The organism is Pseudomonas sp. lyk4-TYG-107, from assembly GCF_030209055.1.
In the GTDB taxonomy this organism is placed as follows: domain Bacteria; phylum Pseudomonadota; class Gammaproteobacteria; order Pseudomonadales; family Pseudomonadaceae; genus Aquipseudomonas; species Aquipseudomonas putida_A.
On the sequence record NZ_JARVST010000010.1, the window covers coordinates 1 to 15775 of the forward strand.

At 58.5% G+C, this 15775-nt stretch carries 18 protein-coding genes and 1 tRNA gene; 11 read left to right on the top strand and 8 right to left on the bottom strand.

All coding sequences use genetic code 11. From position 1 onward, the window contains the following. Positions 1 to 136: 136 nt before the first annotated feature. Positions 137 to 463, bottom strand: coding sequence for an Arc family DNA-binding protein (locus QRN61_RS10490; protein ID WP_003178899.1), 327 nt, complete (start codon positions 461 to 463; stop codon positions 137 to 139). A 388-nt stretch (positions 464 to 851) separates the two neighbouring features. Between QRN61_RS10490 and phnN the strand changes: the two genes are divergently transcribed. Further along, positions 852 to 1421: a phosphonate metabolism protein/1,5-bisphosphokinase (PRPP-forming) PhnN gene (gene phnN / locus QRN61_RS10495; protein ID WP_285373742.1), complete on the top strand. Its 570-nt coding sequence runs from the start codon at positions 852 to 854 to the stop codon at positions 1419 to 1421. On the opposite strand, the gene QRN61_RS10500 is transcribed toward phnN, so the two are convergent. Together QRN61_RS10500 and QRN61_RS10505 are read right to left on the bottom strand one after the other, a co-directional pair. Continuing rightward, a complete protein-coding gene (locus QRN61_RS10500) occupies positions 1396 to 1575 on the bottom strand; it encodes a PA3371 family protein (protein WP_027612267.1) in 180 nt (59 codons plus the stop codon). The two genes, phnN and QRN61_RS10500, sit on opposite strands and share 26 nt — an antisense overlap. Positions 1576 to 1595: 20 nt before the next feature. After that, positions 1596 to 1826, bottom strand: a complete 231-nt coding sequence (locus QRN61_RS10505; protein WP_027612268.1) for a hypothetical protein — start codon at positions 1824 to 1826, stop codon at positions 1596 to 1598. 294 nt (positions 1827 to 2120) lie between these two features. Between QRN61_RS10505 and QRN61_RS10510 the strand changes: the two genes are divergently transcribed. Continuing rightward, positions 2121 to 2197, top strand: a tRNA-Arg gene (locus tag QRN61_RS10510). Positions 2198 to 2281: 84 nt separating this feature from the next. Here the strand turns inward: QRN61_RS10510 and QRN61_RS10515 are convergent. After that, complete coding sequence (locus QRN61_RS10515) at positions 2282 to 3625, bottom strand: lysozyme inhibitor LprI family protein (RefSeq protein WP_285373743.1); 1344 nt, start codon at positions 3623 to 3625, stop codon at positions 2282 to 2284. Between the two features lie 236 nt (positions 3626 to 3861). Between QRN61_RS10515 and QRN61_RS10520 the strand changes: the two genes are divergently transcribed. The 4 genes from QRN61_RS10520 to QRN61_RS10535 all read left to right on the top strand — a co-directional run bounded on the left by QRN61_RS10520 (position 3862) and on the right by QRN61_RS10535 (position 9049). Continuing rightward, the gene (locus QRN61_RS10520) at positions 3862 to 5466 is read left to right on the top strand and encodes a tetratricopeptide repeat-containing response regulator (protein ID WP_047295822.1); all 1605 of its coding nucleotides are present in this window, start codon (positions 3862 to 3864) and stop codon (positions 5464 to 5466) included. After that, on the top strand, positions 5463 to 6155 hold the full coding sequence (locus QRN61_RS10525) for a sensor histidine kinase (RefSeq protein ID WP_097085806.1): 693 nt from the start codon (positions 5463 to 5465) through the stop codon (positions 6153 to 6155). The genes QRN61_RS10520 and QRN61_RS10525 overlap by 4 nt, the downstream gene beginning before the upstream one ends. A gap of 200 nt (positions 6156 to 6355) precedes the next feature. After that, positions 6356 to 7597, top strand: coding sequence for a glutamine synthetase family protein (locus QRN61_RS10530; RefSeq protein ID WP_285373760.1), 1242 nt, complete (start codon positions 6356 to 6358; stop codon positions 7595 to 7597). A gap of 69 nt (positions 7598 to 7666) precedes the next feature. Further along, positions 7667 to 9049 carry an MFS transporter gene (locus QRN61_RS10535; RefSeq protein ID WP_285373744.1) on the top strand — a complete coding sequence of 461 codons (1383 nt, stop codon included), beginning with the start codon at positions 7667 to 7669 and terminating at the stop codon, positions 9047 to 9049. A 255-nt stretch (positions 9050 to 9304) separates the two neighbouring features. Here QRN61_RS10535 and QRN61_RS10540 read toward each other — a convergent pair whose 3' ends face one another. The 4 genes from QRN61_RS10540 to flgA all read right to left on the bottom strand — a co-directional run bounded on the left by QRN61_RS10540 (position 9305) and on the right by flgA (position 11908). Then, positions 9305 to 10051, bottom strand: coding sequence for a flagellar brake protein (locus QRN61_RS10540; RefSeq protein WP_139054861.1), 747 nt, complete (start codon positions 10049 to 10051; stop codon positions 9305 to 9307). Between the two features lie 92 nt (positions 10052 to 10143). Then, the gene (locus QRN61_RS10545; protein WP_007963060.1) at positions 10144 to 10611 is read right to left on the bottom strand and encodes a flagella synthesis protein FlgN; all 468 of its coding nucleotides are present in this window, start codon (positions 10609 to 10611) and stop codon (positions 10144 to 10146) included. Positions 10612 to 10659: 48 nt separating this feature from the next. After that, positions 10660 to 10986, bottom strand: coding sequence for a flagellar biosynthesis anti-sigma factor FlgM (gene flgM / locus QRN61_RS10550; protein ID WP_007917589.1), 327 nt, complete (start codon positions 10984 to 10986; stop codon positions 10660 to 10662). Between the two features lie 160 nt (positions 10987 to 11146). After that, the gene (gene flgA / locus QRN61_RS10555) at positions 11147 to 11908 is read right to left on the bottom strand and encodes a flagellar basal body P-ring formation chaperone FlgA (RefSeq protein ID WP_027612276.1); all 762 of its coding nucleotides are present in this window, start codon (positions 11906 to 11908) and stop codon (positions 11147 to 11149) included. 82 nt (positions 11909 to 11990) lie between these two features. Here flgA and QRN61_RS10560 point away from each other — a divergent pair, with 82 nt between their 5' ends. The 5 genes from QRN61_RS10560 to flgD all read left to right on the top strand — a co-directional run bounded on the left by QRN61_RS10560 (position 11991) and on the right by flgD (position 15760). Continuing rightward, positions 11991 to 12923 (top strand): chemotaxis protein CheV, encoded by a 933-nt coding sequence (locus QRN61_RS10560; RefSeq protein WP_041074300.1) that lies wholly within the window; start codon positions 11991 to 11993, stop codon positions 12921 to 12923. Positions 12924 to 12969: 46 nt separating this feature from the next. Next, complete coding sequence (gene cheR / locus QRN61_RS10565; protein WP_007963053.1) at positions 12970 to 13797, top strand: protein-glutamate O-methyltransferase CheR; 828 nt, start codon at positions 12970 to 12972, stop codon at positions 13795 to 13797. A gap of 367 nt (positions 13798 to 14164) precedes the next feature. Then, positions 14165 to 14572 carry a flagellar basal body rod protein FlgB gene (gene flgB, locus QRN61_RS10570; protein ID WP_007917581.1) on the top strand — a complete coding sequence of 136 codons (408 nt, stop codon included), beginning with the start codon at positions 14165 to 14167 and terminating at the stop codon, positions 14570 to 14572. A gap of 3 nt (positions 14573 to 14575) precedes the next feature. Further along, positions 14576 to 15019 (top strand): flagellar basal body rod protein FlgC, encoded by a 444-nt coding sequence (gene flgC, locus QRN61_RS10575; protein WP_007963049.1) that lies wholly within the window; start codon positions 14576 to 14578, stop codon positions 15017 to 15019. Between the two features lie 15 nt (positions 15020 to 15034). Beyond that, positions 15035 to 15760, top strand: coding sequence for a flagellar hook assembly protein FlgD (flgD, locus tag QRN61_RS10580; RefSeq protein ID WP_285373745.1), 726 nt, complete (start codon positions 15035 to 15037; stop codon positions 15758 to 15760). Positions 15761 to 15775 lie beyond the last annotated feature (15 nt).

A 15775-nucleotide genomic window follows, 5' to 3' on the forward strand; every position in this document is an offset into this window, starting at 1 on the left:
ATTGAATCCTCCTGAAGATTGGTCAGAAGGTGTAAACCTTATTCAGGACGCGACATGTGTCTTTATTTGTAGTGAGGGTCAGATTTCAAACAAAAAAAAGCCAGCACTTAAGCTGGCTTGAGATGTTCGGCACAACTCAGGACGCGTCTGCGGCCATCTCGGCGTCGTGAGCGATCAGCGACACCAGTGCGTTCTGTTGACGGTGCGACAGCTGACGGAAGCGTTGCAGCAGCTCACGCTCATGCAGCGAAAGCTCCGGGCTGTCCAGGCGCATGCTCAACTCTTCGCCCAGTGCACCTTCCTGAATAAGACTCTGCTCAAGGCGCGCAATGATTTCGGAGTTCATGCTGCGATGATGATTGCGAGCCACCTCGGCAATGCGTTCACGCATCCCGTCTGGCAGACGTACGACGAACTTGTCAGCCGTACGGCTGGAATAAATTGCCTGTTTCAATGGGCGCATATATTTAACCGGTTAGTTCAGGGGAGCGGTTCTCGGGATTGGCCGCAGGATGTGTGGTAGGACAAGCATCCGCGCCAAATGGTTCAACCTGAATTGTTAAGAGGCCCGCATCATGCCTCAAAATTGCCAGATCATTGGCGTCAATTCTGTGACAAATATTGAGCTGGGTAAAGGCGTAATGCCAGCACCAATTATCAGAAATGCGGACTGGTTGGAAAACTTTGCCTTGGTCCGCATCAATGACCGCTTCCGGGTGCACATCAGTTGATGTCCGAAGACGTCAGAACGTGCATGCTATGCGGCTTTCAATCCTTGTTCCTTACCTGTACAGGATAGTGGCAATTTGCCGATTTACTAGGGCAAACACCCGTTGGAGGGCGTTTTCAGGATGGATGGCAGGCTTATTTATCTGATGGGACCCTCCGGTTCAGGCAAGGACAGCCTGATCGAGGCCGCGCGTGAGCCTTTGCGTGAGTTGAAATGCGAAATCATCCGCAGAGTGATTACCCGATCAGCGGAATCGGTGGGTGAGGATGCCATCAGCGTGACGCCCGAAGAGTTCGAGCGACGCCAGCAAGCCGGGGATTTCTCGCTGTCCTGGCAGGCCAATGGGCTGGCTTATGGTATCCCGGCAGAAATCGACGAATGGTTGCGCGCTGGACGATCTGTGCTGGTGAACGGCTCACGCGCCAACCTGCGTCAGGCGCTTGAGCGCTATCCGACGCTGCTGCCGGTACTGCTGACGGTCAAGGATGAGGTCTTGCGTGAACGCCTGCTCAGACGAGGGCGGGAGACGCCTGAGCAGATCGATGCGAGGCTGGCGCGCAATTCGCTGTTCAAGGACAGAAGGGCAACTGACTTGCCCGTGCATCTGATCGACAACTCGGGCGACCTGGCGGACGCCGTCAAGCAACTGCTGGGCTTGATCCGTCTTAACGCAGCACCGGATCAAACTTGATCCTGCGCCCGGCCACCAGGGCCAGCACAAACAACACCGCAAACACGCCGCAGCCAATCAGGGGCAGGGTGACTGAGGTTTCCTCGAACAGCGAAAAATGCACAACGCCACTCAATAAGGCGAGGATCAGAAATCCTGCGGCTGATCTGGACATGCTGTACTCCTGAAGATATTTCAAAAAACCAGACGTTCGGTGTCGCGCGTCGGCATTGCTTGCTCAGGCTCATTGACTGCCTGCGCCGCGTAGTCGCTCTGATCGCTCAGCACCGCCAACTGCGGCGCTTTCTGCACCTGCAAATAATGCGGCATACGCTGAGCTACCGGTTCAGCACTCTCTGGAACAAAATGAAAGCCAACCAAAACCGCCAGTGCGATAGCGTTTGCGAGCAGAAGAGTGCTGTTCATGGGGCGGACTCCGTTTGTGCTGTTATGAGAACAGACAAAGCAGCCGTCGTGCCAACAGTCTAACCGCTGTGAAGTCCTTTAAAAACAAGGATTTGGAAGGGTTTTTCACAGGGTGAGGGTTGCATTCTGCAATGATGGCTTTTTGTGGTAGTGCAAATTGCACGGTAAATGTTCCCGCAGCATTGCAAGGCGCCTGCCTACACTTAAAAAGCCCACGGACGACATGACAAATCAGGGGCTGGCCGTTAACATGCACGCCGTCCGTCGCGCCGTGTCCGGCCGCGACAACTCAGTGTCTCAGTAGCTCAATTGGATAGAGCATCCCCCTCCTAAGGGGAAGGTTGGCAGTTCGAACCTGCCCTGGGACACCATCATTCAGAGCCTTACAACGGTTCGAATAAAAAGCCCCGCACAGGATGATCTGGCGGGGCTTTTTCATGCTCGTGATAGGTGGCTCAGTTCAGTGCTCCGCCGTCGGCCTTGCCAATTGAGGTGCTGACTTCGATCACATGCCGTCGCCCGTTGACCTCGAAACTGCGCCCATCTGCATCAATGTCCGGTTTTCGCAGTGCCAGTTGTGCAAACAAGCCATGTTTTTCGTCGTAGCTGCCAAACCAGTCAACCAGTTTTCCGATGTAGCATTCGTTACCGATAATCACCGGCAGGTCGAAAACATCTTCCACCGAGTAATGCACCGGGCCGTAGCTGTAGTAATCGCTCTCGCCTGCGCCTGTTGCAGGAATCGGGCAAAGAGGCGTGCGCTGAGTGTCCGGTTTACGGGGGCGTGCTTCGTTAGCCTTGGTGATTGCCTGATTGAGCGTAAGCCGCAGATCAGGTTCCAACTCAAAGGTGCTGGCGCCGTCATCCTTGTGTTGGGTGGTGGGCACGTTTAAGTAGTAGCCATATCGCACCGTCACGGTAGGCACTTCACGGTTGATCTTCAACGGATTGAGCAAGTAGATGTGATCAACGCCGTAGGCACCGTTGCGGTAGGCGAGGTAAATATTGCCCCGAGCCTTGATCCAGTACGCCGATTGGTTGGCTCCGCGATCATTGGTATAGAACAGCGCGCTTTCAGGCTCAGGAGACCTTTTGACAAAATGGTCACCGTCTCGGCGCCAGGTTTCCACGTAGGTGAACATGCCGGTGCCACCGGCGTAAGTCTGGACGATCAGGTCTCGTTGCCCGTCGCCGTCCATGTCCAGCAACGAGTAGGAGGTTTGACCGGTTTCTGCTGCCGCATCGATTTCGGTGGCGGTCAATGCCTTCCATTCATCCGGTGTAACGTCTTTGGGAATCGAAGCTGGAAAGTGCGTTTGCTCGCTGGGGTTTTCTTTGTCGGAGTCGCCTGAAAACGATGCCTCTTCAGAGTTGAAAGCCAGTGAAGCCAGCACTCGTTCAACCGCCACCTCGCGATTGCCGCCCTCGCTGGCCGCCTGAATGCTGCGTTGCAGATCTTCCAGAACCTGTTTGTCGATGTCGGTCGGTCTGTGCGCAACGGCATCCATCTGCTGCGCCTGTAATAACTTCAACCGGCCACGATAACTTTGTTCAAGGCAAGCAATATCCGCTTCGCACTGATTACGTGTCTTGAGCCACAACCGTTGTGTGCGCTTAAGTTCAGATTGCTCATCACCGGAGATCTTCATCAGCTCCCGATAAGCCGCACCCATCTGCGCATCCAGCGCATACAACCCTTTATCCGCACAGACAGCCTTCTCCACGGCACTCGCCGCTTTCGCACAATCCATTCCGCCCGCCATCGCCTGCTGGAAAAACAGCAGCGCACAGGCGGACATGATGCAACGTCCTTTGATGTACACGAGATAAACCTTGTAGGGGGAAAAGGTGAGTCGGTGCGCAGGTTAATCGCTGCGCGAGGAATCTTGAAGTGTCCGCTTCAGAGAACGTCACTTGTGGCCGATAACCCACTCGGTGACTTAAAAGTCGCGTGAAATCGCTTGATAGCATTTGGCCGGCAGCTATCATCTGCGCGCCTGAAATTGCCCTCACTTCAATTGCCTGGAAATCCTCGATGCTGTCGTATCACCAAAAGAGTTTTCTGATCGTCGATGATTTCTCGGATTTCCGCAGTTCCGTACGCTCGATGCTGCGCGAACTGGGGGTCAAGGATGTGGATACCGCCGATACCGGTGAGCAGGCGCTGAAGATGTGTGCGCAGAAGTCCTATGATTTCATCCTGCAGGATTTCCACCTCGGCGACGGCAAGAAGAACGGCCAGCAGGTGCTGGAAGACCTGATGTCGGAAAAGCTCATCAGCCATGAAGCGGTGTTTGTCATGGTGACGGCCGAGACCAGTCAGGCGATGGTGCTCAGTGCGCTGGAGCATGAGCCGGATGCTTACCTGACCAAGCCGTTCAACCGCTCCGGTCTGGCGCAGCGCCTGGAGCGTCTGGAGCAGCGCAAGACGTTGCTCAAACCGATTCTGCAAGCCCTTGATCGCGGTAAACCGGTCGAGGTGCTCAATGCCTGTATTGCGCTGTGCAAGCAGGACATCCGTTATTCGCCGCTGTGCCTGCGTTATCGCGCCGATGCGCTGCGCGACATGAACCAGAACGAAGCGCTCGAACGCCTCTATGACAGCATCATCGCTGACCGGCCATTGCCGTGGGCGTTTGCCGGGCTGGGCAAGTTGCTGTTCAAGCGTGGGCAAGTGGCGCAGGCCAAAGATGTTTACGAAAAGGCGCTGAAAGTGTTCCCGATGATGCCGGCGCTGTACGACGGCATGGCCGATGTGCTGGTCGCCGAGGGCGATACCAAAGGCGCGCAGCGGGTGCTGGAAGAGGCGATTCGTTTGTCGCCGCTGGCGGTGCGCCGGCAGGCGTTGCTCGGCAAACTGGCGATGGCCAACGAGGATTTCGACACCGCGTCCCGGGCCTATCGTCAGGCGGTGGCGCAGGGCGCGCAGTCGCGGTTCAAGGACCCGGAAAGCAACCTCGGCCTGGCCCATGCCTTGATCAGCAAGGGCAGTGAGCGCGGGCTCGACACGCGCACGCGGCTGGAGATCAACACCACGCTCAGCGCCGTCGCCAAAGAGAACCCGTCTGACCCCGGCCTGCAGATTCGTGCGCGGCTGATGAAGGCCACCAGTCTGCTGCTCAACGATGCCGAGACCGCCGACAAGCTCACCGAACAAGCGCTGATGCGCCTCGACGGCATGGAACAGTTCATGAGCCCTGAAGCGGCGCTGCTGGTCGCCAAGCAATTGCAGATGCTCGGTCAGGCCGAGGCAGGCACTTCGATGCTCAAGAGCTGTGCGGAGATCTACGGTGACGATCCGGCGGTGATGAAAGACATCGCCAAGCTCACCGACGACCCGACTATCCTCAGTTCGAGCAACGCTGCCGCCGACCTCAACCGTCAGGGCGTGCGCGTGTACAAGACCGGCAACCTGGTGGAGGCCCGCGAGGTGTTCCGCAAGGCGCTGAAGATGCAACCGAAGAACATCAGTATCGCGCTGAACATGGCCCAGTCGCTGCTGCACGGCACCGACACCAGTGTGCCGTCGGCGGAGCTGGAAGAATGTCGGGCCTGCCTGAAAATGGTCGGCCTGATGCCCGACACCGACGCGCGTTATGCGCGTTATCAGAAGCTGAAAAGCAAGGCGTTTGGCGAATGAACCAAGACGAGCAGGCGCTGGATTTTTCCACGGTGATCGCCTCCACCGTTCACGACATGAAGAACTCGCTGGCGATGCTGATGCAAGCCCACAGCCAATGGCTGGCGCGCTTGCCCGAAGCGCAACGCGGTGGGGCGGAGCAGGGTGTGATCGACTTCGAGTTCGCCCACCTCAACGGCATGCTGGTGCAACTGCTTGGACTGTACAAGCTCGGCGTCAACCAGTTGCCGCTGCAACCGGCGTATCACGAGCTGGATGATTTCATTGAGGCGCAACTGGCCGCGCATCAAGAGGTGTTCGCCAGTCGCGGGATCATTGCTACCTACGAAGTTGATCCGCTGAGCCCGCTGGGTTTCTTCGATCGCGAATTGGTGGCGTCGGTATTGGGCAACTGCATCAACAACGCGATTCGTTATGCCCGCGAGTCGCTGCTGATTACCGTCAGCGACGAGGCCGGGCAACTGGTGTTGAGCATCAACGATGACGGCGACGGTTACCCGGCCGAGATGCTCGAGCGTCAAGCCGATTACGTGCAGGGCATCAATCACGGCAGCGGCAGCACCGGCCTGGGCCTGTATTTCGCCAATCGCATTGCTGCTTTGCATCAGCGCAATGGCGTGGTCGGGCACACCGAAATTCGCAATGGCGGGCCGTTGGGTGGCGGGGTGTTCAGCCTTTATCTGCCGTGACCCGGGTTTTTGTTTGACGCTGCTTGATATTCCGAACAGCCGGAGCCTATTTTGTACGGGTCGCCGCTTGCGGCTCGCACAATAACAAGGATTGCGTCATGACAACCGATGGCCAGCGTTCACTCGCGCAGCGACTGACCGGCATTGATGAGATTGAATGTGTCACGCCGGATTTGAACGGCGTGCCGCGCGGCAAGGTGATGACCGCCGAGGGTTTCCTCGAAGGGCGGCGTTTGCAGATGGCGCGGGGAGTGCTGCTGCAATGCATCATGGGCGGTTATCCGCCGGCGCGGTTTTACGGCAGCGATGACGGCGACCTGGCGCTGGTGGCCGAGCCGAGCATGATCCATCCCCTGCCATGGAGCGACGAGCCACGTGCCCTGGCCATCTGCGATGCCGACGAACTGAGCGGCGAAAGCTCCAACCTGTCGACCCGTGGCCAACTCAAGAAAGTCATCGCCCGTTACGCCGCACGCGGTCTGGCGCCGGTAGTGGCGACCGAGCTGGAATTCTTCGTCTTCGCGCCGAACACCGATCCGACTCAGCCGTTCCGTCCGCCAGTCGGCCTCGACGGGCGTCGCGAGGATGGGCAGTCGGCGTTCAGTGTCAGCTCCAACAATGGCCTGCGGCCATTCTTCAGCGAAGTCTATAAATGCATGGCTGCCCTCGGTCTGCCGCGCGATACCTTCATGCATGAAATGGGCGTCAGCCAGTTCGAGATCAACTTGCTGCACGGTGATCCGCTGTTGCTCGCCGATCAGACCTTCCTGTTCAAACACCTGCTCAAGGAAGTCGCGCTCAAGCATGGTCTGAGCGTGGTGTGCATGGCCAAGCCGCTGGCGCACACGCCGGGCAGTTCGATGCACATTCACCAGAGCCTGGTCGAGATCGCCACCGGCAAGAATGTGTTCAGCGACGAGAGCGGCCAGCCGACGGCGCTGTTCCGCCATTTCATCGGTGGGCAGCAGGCGGGCATGTCCGATTTCACCGCGCTGTTTGCGCCGAACGTGAACTCCTATCAGCGTCTGTGTCACCCGTATGCGTCGCCGAACAATGCCTGCTGGTCGCACGACAACCGCGCCGCAGGGCTTCGGATTCCGGCCAGTTCGCCGGTGGCTCGACGCGTGGAAAACCGTTTGCCTGGCGCCGATGCCAACCCGTATCTGGCGATTGCCGCGAGTCTGGCCGCCGGCTTGCATGGCATCGAGCATGAGCTGGAACCGACTGCGGCGATTCAGGGCGAATTCGAAGTGCCGGAGAATCTTTCGCTGCCGTGTACCTTGCATGCCGCGCTCGAGCGTCTGAAACGTAGCCAATTGGCCAGGGAACTGTTCGGACAGGAGTTCATCGAAGGCTACATCGCTTCGAAGACCATGGAGTTGACCAGCTTCTTTGATGAAATCACTCCCTGGGAACGGCGTGTTCTAGCAGCCCAGGCCTGACTAACTGTCGCCGTCGGGCTATCGTCTTGATAGTCCGATACTCACTGCAAGGAGCCGCTCGGAACGCCGATGCGCCAAATCTGGAAATCCTTTCGAGCGCTGTATTTCGCCTCGCTGATGATGTTGATCGGCTCGGGCCTTCTATCTACTTATCTGGCATTGCGCCTGGCTGCTGACCATGTCGACGGACTGTGGGTCGGTGCGCTGATGGCGGCCAACTATTTCGGCCTGGTACTGGGCGGCAAGATCGGTCACCGCTTGATTGCCCGGGTCGGCCACATTCGAGCGTATTCGGCGTGTGCCGGGATCGTCGGCGCGGCGGTGCTCGGGCATGGCCTGGTCGACTGGCTGCCGGCGTGGCTGGTGCTGCGGACCATCGTCGGTCTGGGCATGATGTGCCAATACATGGTGATCGAGAGCTGGCTCAACGAGCAGGCCGACGCCAACCAGCGTGGGCTGGTGTTCAGCGGCTACATGATCGCTTCGTATCTGGGGCTGGTGCTCGGTCAGTTGATTCTGGTCATGCATCCGGGCCTCGGCCTGGAGCTGCTGATGCTGGTCGCGCTGTGTTTTGCCCTGTGTCTGGTGCCGGTGGCGCTGACCCGCCGGATTCACCCGGCGCCGCTGCATCCGGCACCGATGGAACCGCGCTTCTTTATCAAGCGCGTGCCGCAATCGTTGAGCACGGTGCTCGGTGCTGGTCTGATCATCGGCTCGTTCTACGGTCTGGCGCCGCTGTATGCGTCGCAGCAGGGGCTGTCGACCGAGCAGGTCGGTCTGTTCATGGGTAGCTGCATTTTTGCCGGGCTGCTGGTGCAGTGGCCGTTGGGCTGGTTGTCCGACCGTTATGACCGGGCGCTGCTGATCCGCTGCTTCGCCGGGTTCCTCGCGGTGGCGGCGTTGCCGTTGGCGATCCTGCCGCAGGTGCCGCTGGAAGTTCTGTTTGTCGTCGGGTTCATGTGTTCGCTGGTGCAGTTCTGCCTGTATCCGTTGGCAGTGGCGTTCTCCAACGACCACGTCGAGGGCGATCGCCGGGTGTCGCTGACGGCGATGCTGCTGGTGACTTACGGTGTCGGCGCCAGTATCGGGCCGTTACTGGCCGGTGTGCTGATGAAGCTGTTTGGCAGCCAGAGTCTGTACGCGTTTTTCAGTTTCTTCGCGCTGGTGCTGGTGTGGCGCATCCGCCCGAAAGCCGTGACCAATCTGCATCAGGTCGACGACGCTCCGCTGCATCACGTGGCGATGCCGGACAGCATGTCGAGTTCGCCGCTGGTTGCAGCGCTCGATCCGCGAGTGGATGAGCAGGTGGTACAGGAGCAGATGCAGACCACGGTTACGCCGGAACCTGAGCCTGAGCCAGAACCCGAAGTGCAGCCTGAAGCGGCGGTGGAAACTGACCCGGCTGATGAGGGCGATAAACCGACACCGGACATCAGTGGGGCCAGGCCCTGAGTCGGGTGATTGCAACGATATTCAAAGAGTGACGCTTTATTGTGGTGAGGGGATTTATCCCCGATGGGCTGCGAAGCGGCCCTAAAGCCATTCAGTGCGGAGTGGCAGTGGAATCGAGGCGTCCGGTCTGGGGCTGCTGCGCAACCCATCGGGGATAAATCCCCTCGCCACAGGTATCTCCAGCCCAGGACGGGACAGTAGAAATAAAAAAGGGCAGTCCCGCCAAGGACTGCCCTTTTTCATTGTGCACGCGAATCACAGATCGTCTTTATCGAACCGGCGTGCTTCACGTTGCAGCTGATAAACGAAGCGCTCGACGTTGCGCGCTGCCTGGCCGCTGATGTTGTGGAAACGCAGGCCGGCGAAGGTGATGTTGAGCTTTTCTTCGAAGTGCAGATAACGCAGTTCGACCGAGATGGGCTGATTGCCGAACAGCGGGGTGGCGATCATGCGGTCGTAGACCTGGCCCAGTTGCAGGCGATCAGTAATGTCGCCTTCGAAGCGCAGCTTGCAGCCGGTGGCGGAAATATCCAGCAGTTTGCCGTTGATCGGCGCCTTGAGCTTTTCGCCGCCGAGTTCGACGCTGACCAGATCGGTCAGCTTCAGGGCTGCGCGAAAGGCGTTGCGACGCTGGTGGTAAACCACTTCGGTTGGCAGGTCGCCGGTGTAGAAGCGATCGCCCTCGGACTCTTCAATGTTCAGCGTACCGGTGCATTCCCAGGCGATGCGCACGCCCTCGTGGAAGCCTTCGACCTTGAACGGTTCGCCCGCCTGCAGAAAGCGCTCGCCATCGCGCGGGATCATTTCGTCCAGGGCAATCGTTGCGGTTTCGCGGTCGACCTTGATCAGGTAGCTCTGAAAGCGCTGGCTGCGCTCGTGGAACGTGATGATCAGCGGATCGTGGCTTTCTTGCAGCTGGCGCAGGTTGCTGGAGATTTCCAGGGGCGTGGTCAGCACCTTTGGTGGCTGCGGACTATCATCCGCGCTTAGGGCGTTTGGCACGTTTTCTCAATCTCCAGACAAAATTTGACTACGACTAGCCAGCATTTTGCCAGCATGTTTCGCGGGTTGATAGTGCAGGCACATCGAATGGCTCACGCCTGGCTGAGCGTACGCGGCTTGGTGGGTTTGGCGAAAGTGCCCGAGGCGTCATACAACGCTGGCGGCTCGCCCCCGGTGAGGATTTTCAGCTGATTGGCCGTGGCGGCCTGCTGAATCTGGATCGACTGGCCGTTCTTGACGTTGGCCGCCTGGCACTGGGCAATCAGGTCGGTCAGCACGTCGCTCTGGGCCAGCAACTGGTCGCCAATGCTCGAGTGGCTGGCCAGTTGCTCCAGACCCTGACGGTCGAGCGGCAGGTTGAGGCTGGCGAGGATTTCGCTGCGCTTGCGGCCATGCTGTTCAAGCAAAATGATCAATGCCTGTTTGCGCGCCAGAATGTCTTCGAGCAAAGGCATGTCACGACCGTGCAAAGCGAGGGACTCGGTTTGCAGCAACTCCAGCAATTGTTGAGCTGGAGCAAAGTCGTCGGTGATCAGTTGCAATAAATTAGTGTCGTGCATGGCTGGCCTTGGGTTTTAAGCGTCCAAAAGCCTGGCGCCGGCAAAAGCCTAGCGCTGGGCTTCGAAGTTGAGCAGTTTGCTGGCTACACGGTTGCTGTCGACTTTATAGCTGCCATCGGCAATCGCTGCTTTCAACTCGGCCACCCGGGCTTTGTCGACGGCAGGCTGATCGCGCAGCTTGTCAGTGACCTTCTGCAACTGTTGAGCCTCATTGCTGAGGTGTACCGATTCCCCGCTTTTTGCGGTACTGGCCGTTTCGGCCTGGGTATTCAGCGGCGCGGAGGTGCCGGATTCGGCGGTTTCCTTGGCGTTGCTGGTACGTGTACTGCCCGTAAGTGACGAGGAGCTGTTCAAACGGCTGAAATCGATGACCATGTTAAAAACCTCTGGGAATTTGGACGCTTGCCATGTTCTCGGCCATTCCCTGGAAAACTTTAGGCTCACTTTGCAATGAGCTGCATGTGCCGAAGCGTGTTCTGCTGCGGCACAGTTTAGGGAAGCATCGAGGCCGGCGCCAGTTTTCTGCCTGAGCGTTTTACATGGCCACTTCCACCTGGCCCGGCGCGATGACCTGCGCCTTGATCACCCGGTTGGAATTGAGGTTTTTCACCCGGATCTGTTCTTTCAAACCGCCATTGGCCAGGGCTTCGCCGGGCATGCGCACAGCGAGCGTACCGCTGCGGGCGATGATGACCACCTGATCACCCTTGCGCACCACTTCAGCCTGTTCCAGATGCACCAGGGTAATCACCTGATCGGCGACCGTTGGTCGGGTCAATTTCTGCCCGATGGCTTCATCCACCGACGTCAGGAAACCCTGATTGATCTGGCTGATGTCGCGTTCACGCAAGGTCACGTCCTGCGGCTCGATAATTCCGGCGCGTTTCAGCGGGCGAGTGGTGGTGACAATCTCGCGAAACAGGCGGACTTGAGCGGGCACGAACACCGTCCACGGCGAGCTTCCCTCGCACCGGACCTTGACCGTAACCCGGCCCAGCGGACGTGCCGGACTCTCCAGCGACGCTGTCAATTCCTTGTCGCACATAGGCATGCGCATACGCGGGTCGAGCTGGTTGACCTCGATTTCGTAGCGGCCTTCCGTTTGACTGGTAGCCAGATAGTCTTCTACGGTGAACTCAAGAAAGCCCTGGGTGACGCCGATAAGCATGTCAGGCAAGGTAACCGTATCAGCACCGGCAGGGCTGCCAGCGAAGAAGAAGCAGACGGCAGACACCGCGCACAGCGCTTTGCGGGTGCGGGAGGTCAGGCGTCGGAAAAATGTCGTTTGAGCGTTCATACGAGTTAAAAAGCAAGCGCCGTGCCGTTTAGCAATGAATGTGCGTCGCAACAACACTTGGCGTTGGTGTAGGAGTCTGGGCATGGCTGGTGTAATGGATTCGGTGAACCAGCGCACGCAACTGGTAGGGCAGAATCGCCTGGAGCTGTTGTTGTTCCGTCTTGACGGTCAGCAGCTCTACGGCATCAACGTGTTCAAGGTGCGGGAAGTGCTGCAATGCCCGTCGCTGACGTTGATGCCCAAGTCCAGTCCTGTCGTGTGCGGGGTGGCGAATATCCGGGGGGCGACCATTCCGATCCTTGATCTGGCAATGGCGACCGGTTCCGGGGCGTTGAAAGACAAGAACAGTCCGTTCGTGATCATCACGGAGTACAACACCAAGACCCAGGGTTTCCTGGTTCGCTCGGTGGAGCGCATCGTCAACATGAACTGGGAGGAGATCCATCCGCCGCCCAAGGGCACCGGGCGCGATCACTACCTGACGGCTGTGACTCGGGTCGACAATCAGTTAGTCGAAATCATCGATGTCGAGAAGGTGCTGGCGGAAGTGGCGCCGACGCCCGAGGCGATTTCGGTCGGTGTGGTCGATGTCGAAACCCAGAGCAAGGCGTTGTCGCTGCGGGTGCTGACGGTCGATGACTCGTCGGTGGCGCGCAAGCAGGTCACGCGTTGCCTGCAGACGGTCGGGGTCGAAGTGGTGGCGCTGAACGACGGCAAGCAGGCACTGGATTACCTGCGCAAGCTGGTCGATGAGGGCAAGAAGCCGGAAGAAGAGTTCCTGATGATGATTTCCGACATCGAGATGCCGGAGATGGACGGGTACACCCTGACGGCGGAGATCCGCAGCGACCCGCGCATGCAAAAGCTTCATATCATCCTGCATACTTCGTTGTCGGGGGTATTCAATCAGGCGATGGTCAAGAAAGTCGGTGCCGATGACTTCCTGGCCAAATTCCGTCCTGATGACCTGGCATCCCGGGTAGTCGACCGGATCAAAGCAGCAGATATCAGCTAGGGACCTTTTGTCCCTGGCGGTCAACACGATTTAAGAGGCGGCATCATTGTCTACGGGTAATTTGGATTTCGAACAATTCCGGGTCTTCCTGGAAAAAGCCTGTGGCATTTTGCTCGGTGAAAACAAGCAGTACCTGGTCTCGAGCCGTCTCAACAAACTGATGGAGCAGCAAGGCATCAAGTCCCTGGGTGAGCTGGTACAGCGCATCCAGACCCAGCCGCGCAGCGGTTTGCGTGAGCAGGTGGTCGATGCCATGACGACCAACGAAACCCTGTGGTTTCGGGACACCTATCCGTTTGAAGTCTTGAAGAACAAGGTGCTGCCCGAGGCAATCAAGGCCAGTCCCAACCAGCGTCTGCGGATCTGGTCGGCGGCGTGCTCGTCGGGTCAGGAACCGTATTCGCTGTCGATGTCGATCGACGAGTTCGAGCGCAGCAACCTCGGTCAGTTGAAGATGGGCGTGCAGATCGTTGCCACGGACTTATCCGGCAGCATGCTGACCAACTGCAAGACCGGCGAGTACGACAGCCTGGCGATCGGTCGCGGTTTGTCCGCCGATCGTCTGCAGCGCTACTTCGACCCGAAAGGGCCGGGGCGCTGGGTGATCAAGGCGCCGATCAAGAACCGGGTGGAATTCCGTTCGTTCAACCTGCTCGACAGCTACGCGAGTCTGGGCAAGTTCGACATCGTGTTCTGCCGCAACGTGCTGATCTACTTCTCCGCCGAGGTGAAGAAAGACATCCTGTTGCGCATTCACAGCACATTGAAGCCGGGCGGGTACCTGTTCCTTGGCGCGTCCGAAGCGCTGAACGGTTTGCCGGATCATTACCAGATGGTCCAGTGCAGCCCGGGGATCATTTACCAGGCGAAGTGATTCAAAAGCGGCAGGCATAAAAAAAACGGGAGTCCTTAGGGGGCTCCCGTTTTTTTATGCCTGATGATTTCCCTGAGCCTACAACAATCCAATGTGGGAGCGGGCTTGCTCGCGAATGCGGTATGCCAGTCAAAGCAAATGTCGACTGACACGACGCCTTCGCGAGCAAGCCCGCTCCCACATTGGATAGTCGTTGCCAGTTACAAGCGGCAGAAAAGCGGCAGCCAGCGGAAACCGGTTGCCGCTTTTCTGGCATTGCCGCTTTGCCGACTCCTCGCAAAGCCCCGGTTTACGGGGGGTTGTTCTGTTTGGCACGGCGCTTGCTAAAGCTCAGGTACGAAAAACCGGTCACCCGAAGGTTCCCGACATGAGCATCAGCTTCGATAAAGCGCTCGGCATTCACGAAAAGGCACTGGGCTTCCGCGCCCAGCGTGCCGAAGTCCTGGCCAACAACATCGCCAACGCCGATACCCCGAACTACAAGGCTCGGGATCTGGACTTCTCCAAAGTGCTTGAAGCACAGACCCAGAAGAACGCCAACGGCACCATCGCCCTGAACATGACCAACAGCCGTCACATCGAAGCTGAAGGCCTGGGCAATGGCGACGAGTCGCTGATGTATCGCACGCCGATGCAGCCTTCGATCGACCAGAACACCGTGGACGCTCAGCTTGAACAGTCGAACTACGCGGAAAACGCGGTCGGCTTCCAGGCCAGCTTCACCCTGCTCAACAGCAAATTCAAAGGGCTGGTGTCAGCCCTGCGCGGAGAGTAATCCATGTCCCTGTCCAGCGTTTTCAACATTGCCGGCAGCGGCATGAGCGCACAAACCACGCGTCTGAACACCGTGGCTTCGAACATCGCCAACGCCGAAACCGTTTCGTCGAGCATCGACCAGACCTACCGTGCCCGTCACCCGGTGTTCGCCACCATGTTCCAGGGCGGCCAGAACACTGGCAGCAACTCGCTGTTCCAGAGCCAGGACGCCGCAGGGCAGGGCGTGCAAGTACTTGGCGTGGTCGAAGACCAGAGCAACCTCGAAGCGCGTTACGAGCCGAACCATCCGGCCGCTGACGCCAAAGGCTACGTCTACTACCCGAACGTCAACGTGGTGGAAGAAATGGCTGACATGATTTCCGCGAGCCGTTCGTTCCAGACCAACGCCGAAATGATGAACACCGCCAAAACCATGATGCAGAAGGTACTGACCCTCGGTCAGTAATAAGGGGCGACTGCCATGAGCGTTACCGATACCACCAGCAGCCTGAGCATGAATGACATCCTGGCGAACTCGTCGAAAAAGACCAGTTCGACCACCGGTGGCATTGCTTCGGCCACCAACAGCGCCACCGGCGGCCAGGCGCTGGGCAAGGATGCGTTCCTGCAACTGCTGGTCACCCAGCTGAAAAACCAGAACCCGCTCGATCCGCAGGACAACAGTGCCTTCGTGGCGCAGTTGGCGCAGTTCAGCAGCCTTGAGGGCATTACCACCCTCAACAGCACCGTCAGCTCGCTGGCCGGCAACTACAACTCCTCGCAAGCCCTGCAGGCGTCGTCGCTGGTTGGCCGTAACGTGATCGTGCAGACCAACACCGTGCAATTGGACGACCCAAGCAAAGGCATGACCGGTTCGGTCACCGTGCCGTCGTCGATTGCCGGTGGCACCGTCAGCATTACCGACAGCAGCGGCACGGTGGTTCGCACCATCGATCTGGGCAGTCGCGCCGCAGGCAGCGCAAGCTTCACCTGGGACGGCAAGGACAAGGACGGCAATCTGGTGAAGACCGGTACCTATACCGTCAAAGCCAACGCCTCGATCAATGGCACCGCGACCGATATGGCGACCTACCTGCCAGCCACGGTCAACAGCGTGACCATCAGCCAGACCGGTGGCGAGCTGATGCTCAACCTGTCCGGCAAGGGCACCGTCGCCCTGTCCAAAGTACAAACCATTGGTATATAGAGCCGACTAACCGGC

Coding starts and splice junctions, on each gene's coding strand:
- QRN61_RS10520 (WP_047295822.1), top strand. CDS start 3,862: ATGCTGTCGTATCACCAAAAGAGTTTTCTGATCGTCGATGATTTCTCG.
- QRN61_RS10545 (WP_007963060.1), bottom strand. CDS start 10,611: ATGCACGACACTAATTTATTGCAACTGATCACCGACGACTTTGCTCCA.
- QRN61_RS10515 (WP_285373743.1), bottom strand. CDS start 3,625: ATGTCCGCCTGTGCGCTGCTGTTTTTCCAGCAGGCGATGGCGGGCGGA.
- QRN61_RS10490 (WP_003178899.1), bottom strand. CDS start 463: ATGCGCCCATTGAAACAGGCAATTTATTCCAGCCGTACGGCTGACAAG.
- flgM (WP_007917589.1), bottom strand. CDS start 10,986: ATGGTCATCGATTTCAGCCGTTTGAACAGCTCCTCGTCACTTACGGGC.
- QRN61_RS10525 (WP_097085806.1), top strand. CDS start 5,463: ATGAACCAAGACGAGCAGGCGCTGGATTTTTCCACGGTGATCGCCTCC.
- flgB (WP_007917581.1), top strand. CDS start 14,165: ATGAGCATCAGCTTCGATAAAGCGCTCGGCATTCACGAAAAGGCACTG.
- flgD (WP_285373745.1), top strand. CDS start 15,035: ATGAGCGTTACCGATACCACCAGCAGCCTGAGCATGAATGACATCCTG.
- QRN61_RS10560 (WP_041074300.1), top strand. CDS start 11,991: ATGGCTGGTGTAATGGATTCGGTGAACCAGCGCACGCAACTGGTAGGG.
- flgA (WP_027612276.1), bottom strand. CDS start 11,908: ATGAACGCTCAAACGACATTTTTCCGACGCCTGACCTCCCGCACCCGC.
- QRN61_RS10505 (WP_027612268.1), bottom strand. CDS start 1,826: ATGAACAGCACTCTTCTGCTCGCAAACGCTATCGCACTGGCGGTTTTG.
- phnN (WP_285373742.1), top strand. CDS start 852: ATGGATGGCAGGCTTATTTATCTGATGGGACCCTCCGGTTCAGGCAAG.
- QRN61_RS10500 (WP_027612267.1), bottom strand. CDS start 1,575: ATGTCCAGATCAGCCGCAGGATTTCTGATCCTCGCCTTATTGAGTGGC.
- QRN61_RS10535 (WP_285373744.1), top strand. CDS start 7,667: ATGCGCCAAATCTGGAAATCCTTTCGAGCGCTGTATTTCGCCTCGCTG.
- flgC (WP_007963049.1), top strand. CDS start 14,576: ATGTCCCTGTCCAGCGTTTTCAACATTGCCGGCAGCGGCATGAGCGCA.
- QRN61_RS10530 (WP_285373760.1), top strand. CDS start 6,356: ATGACCGCCGAGGGTTTCCTCGAAGGGCGGCGTTTGCAGATGGCGCGG.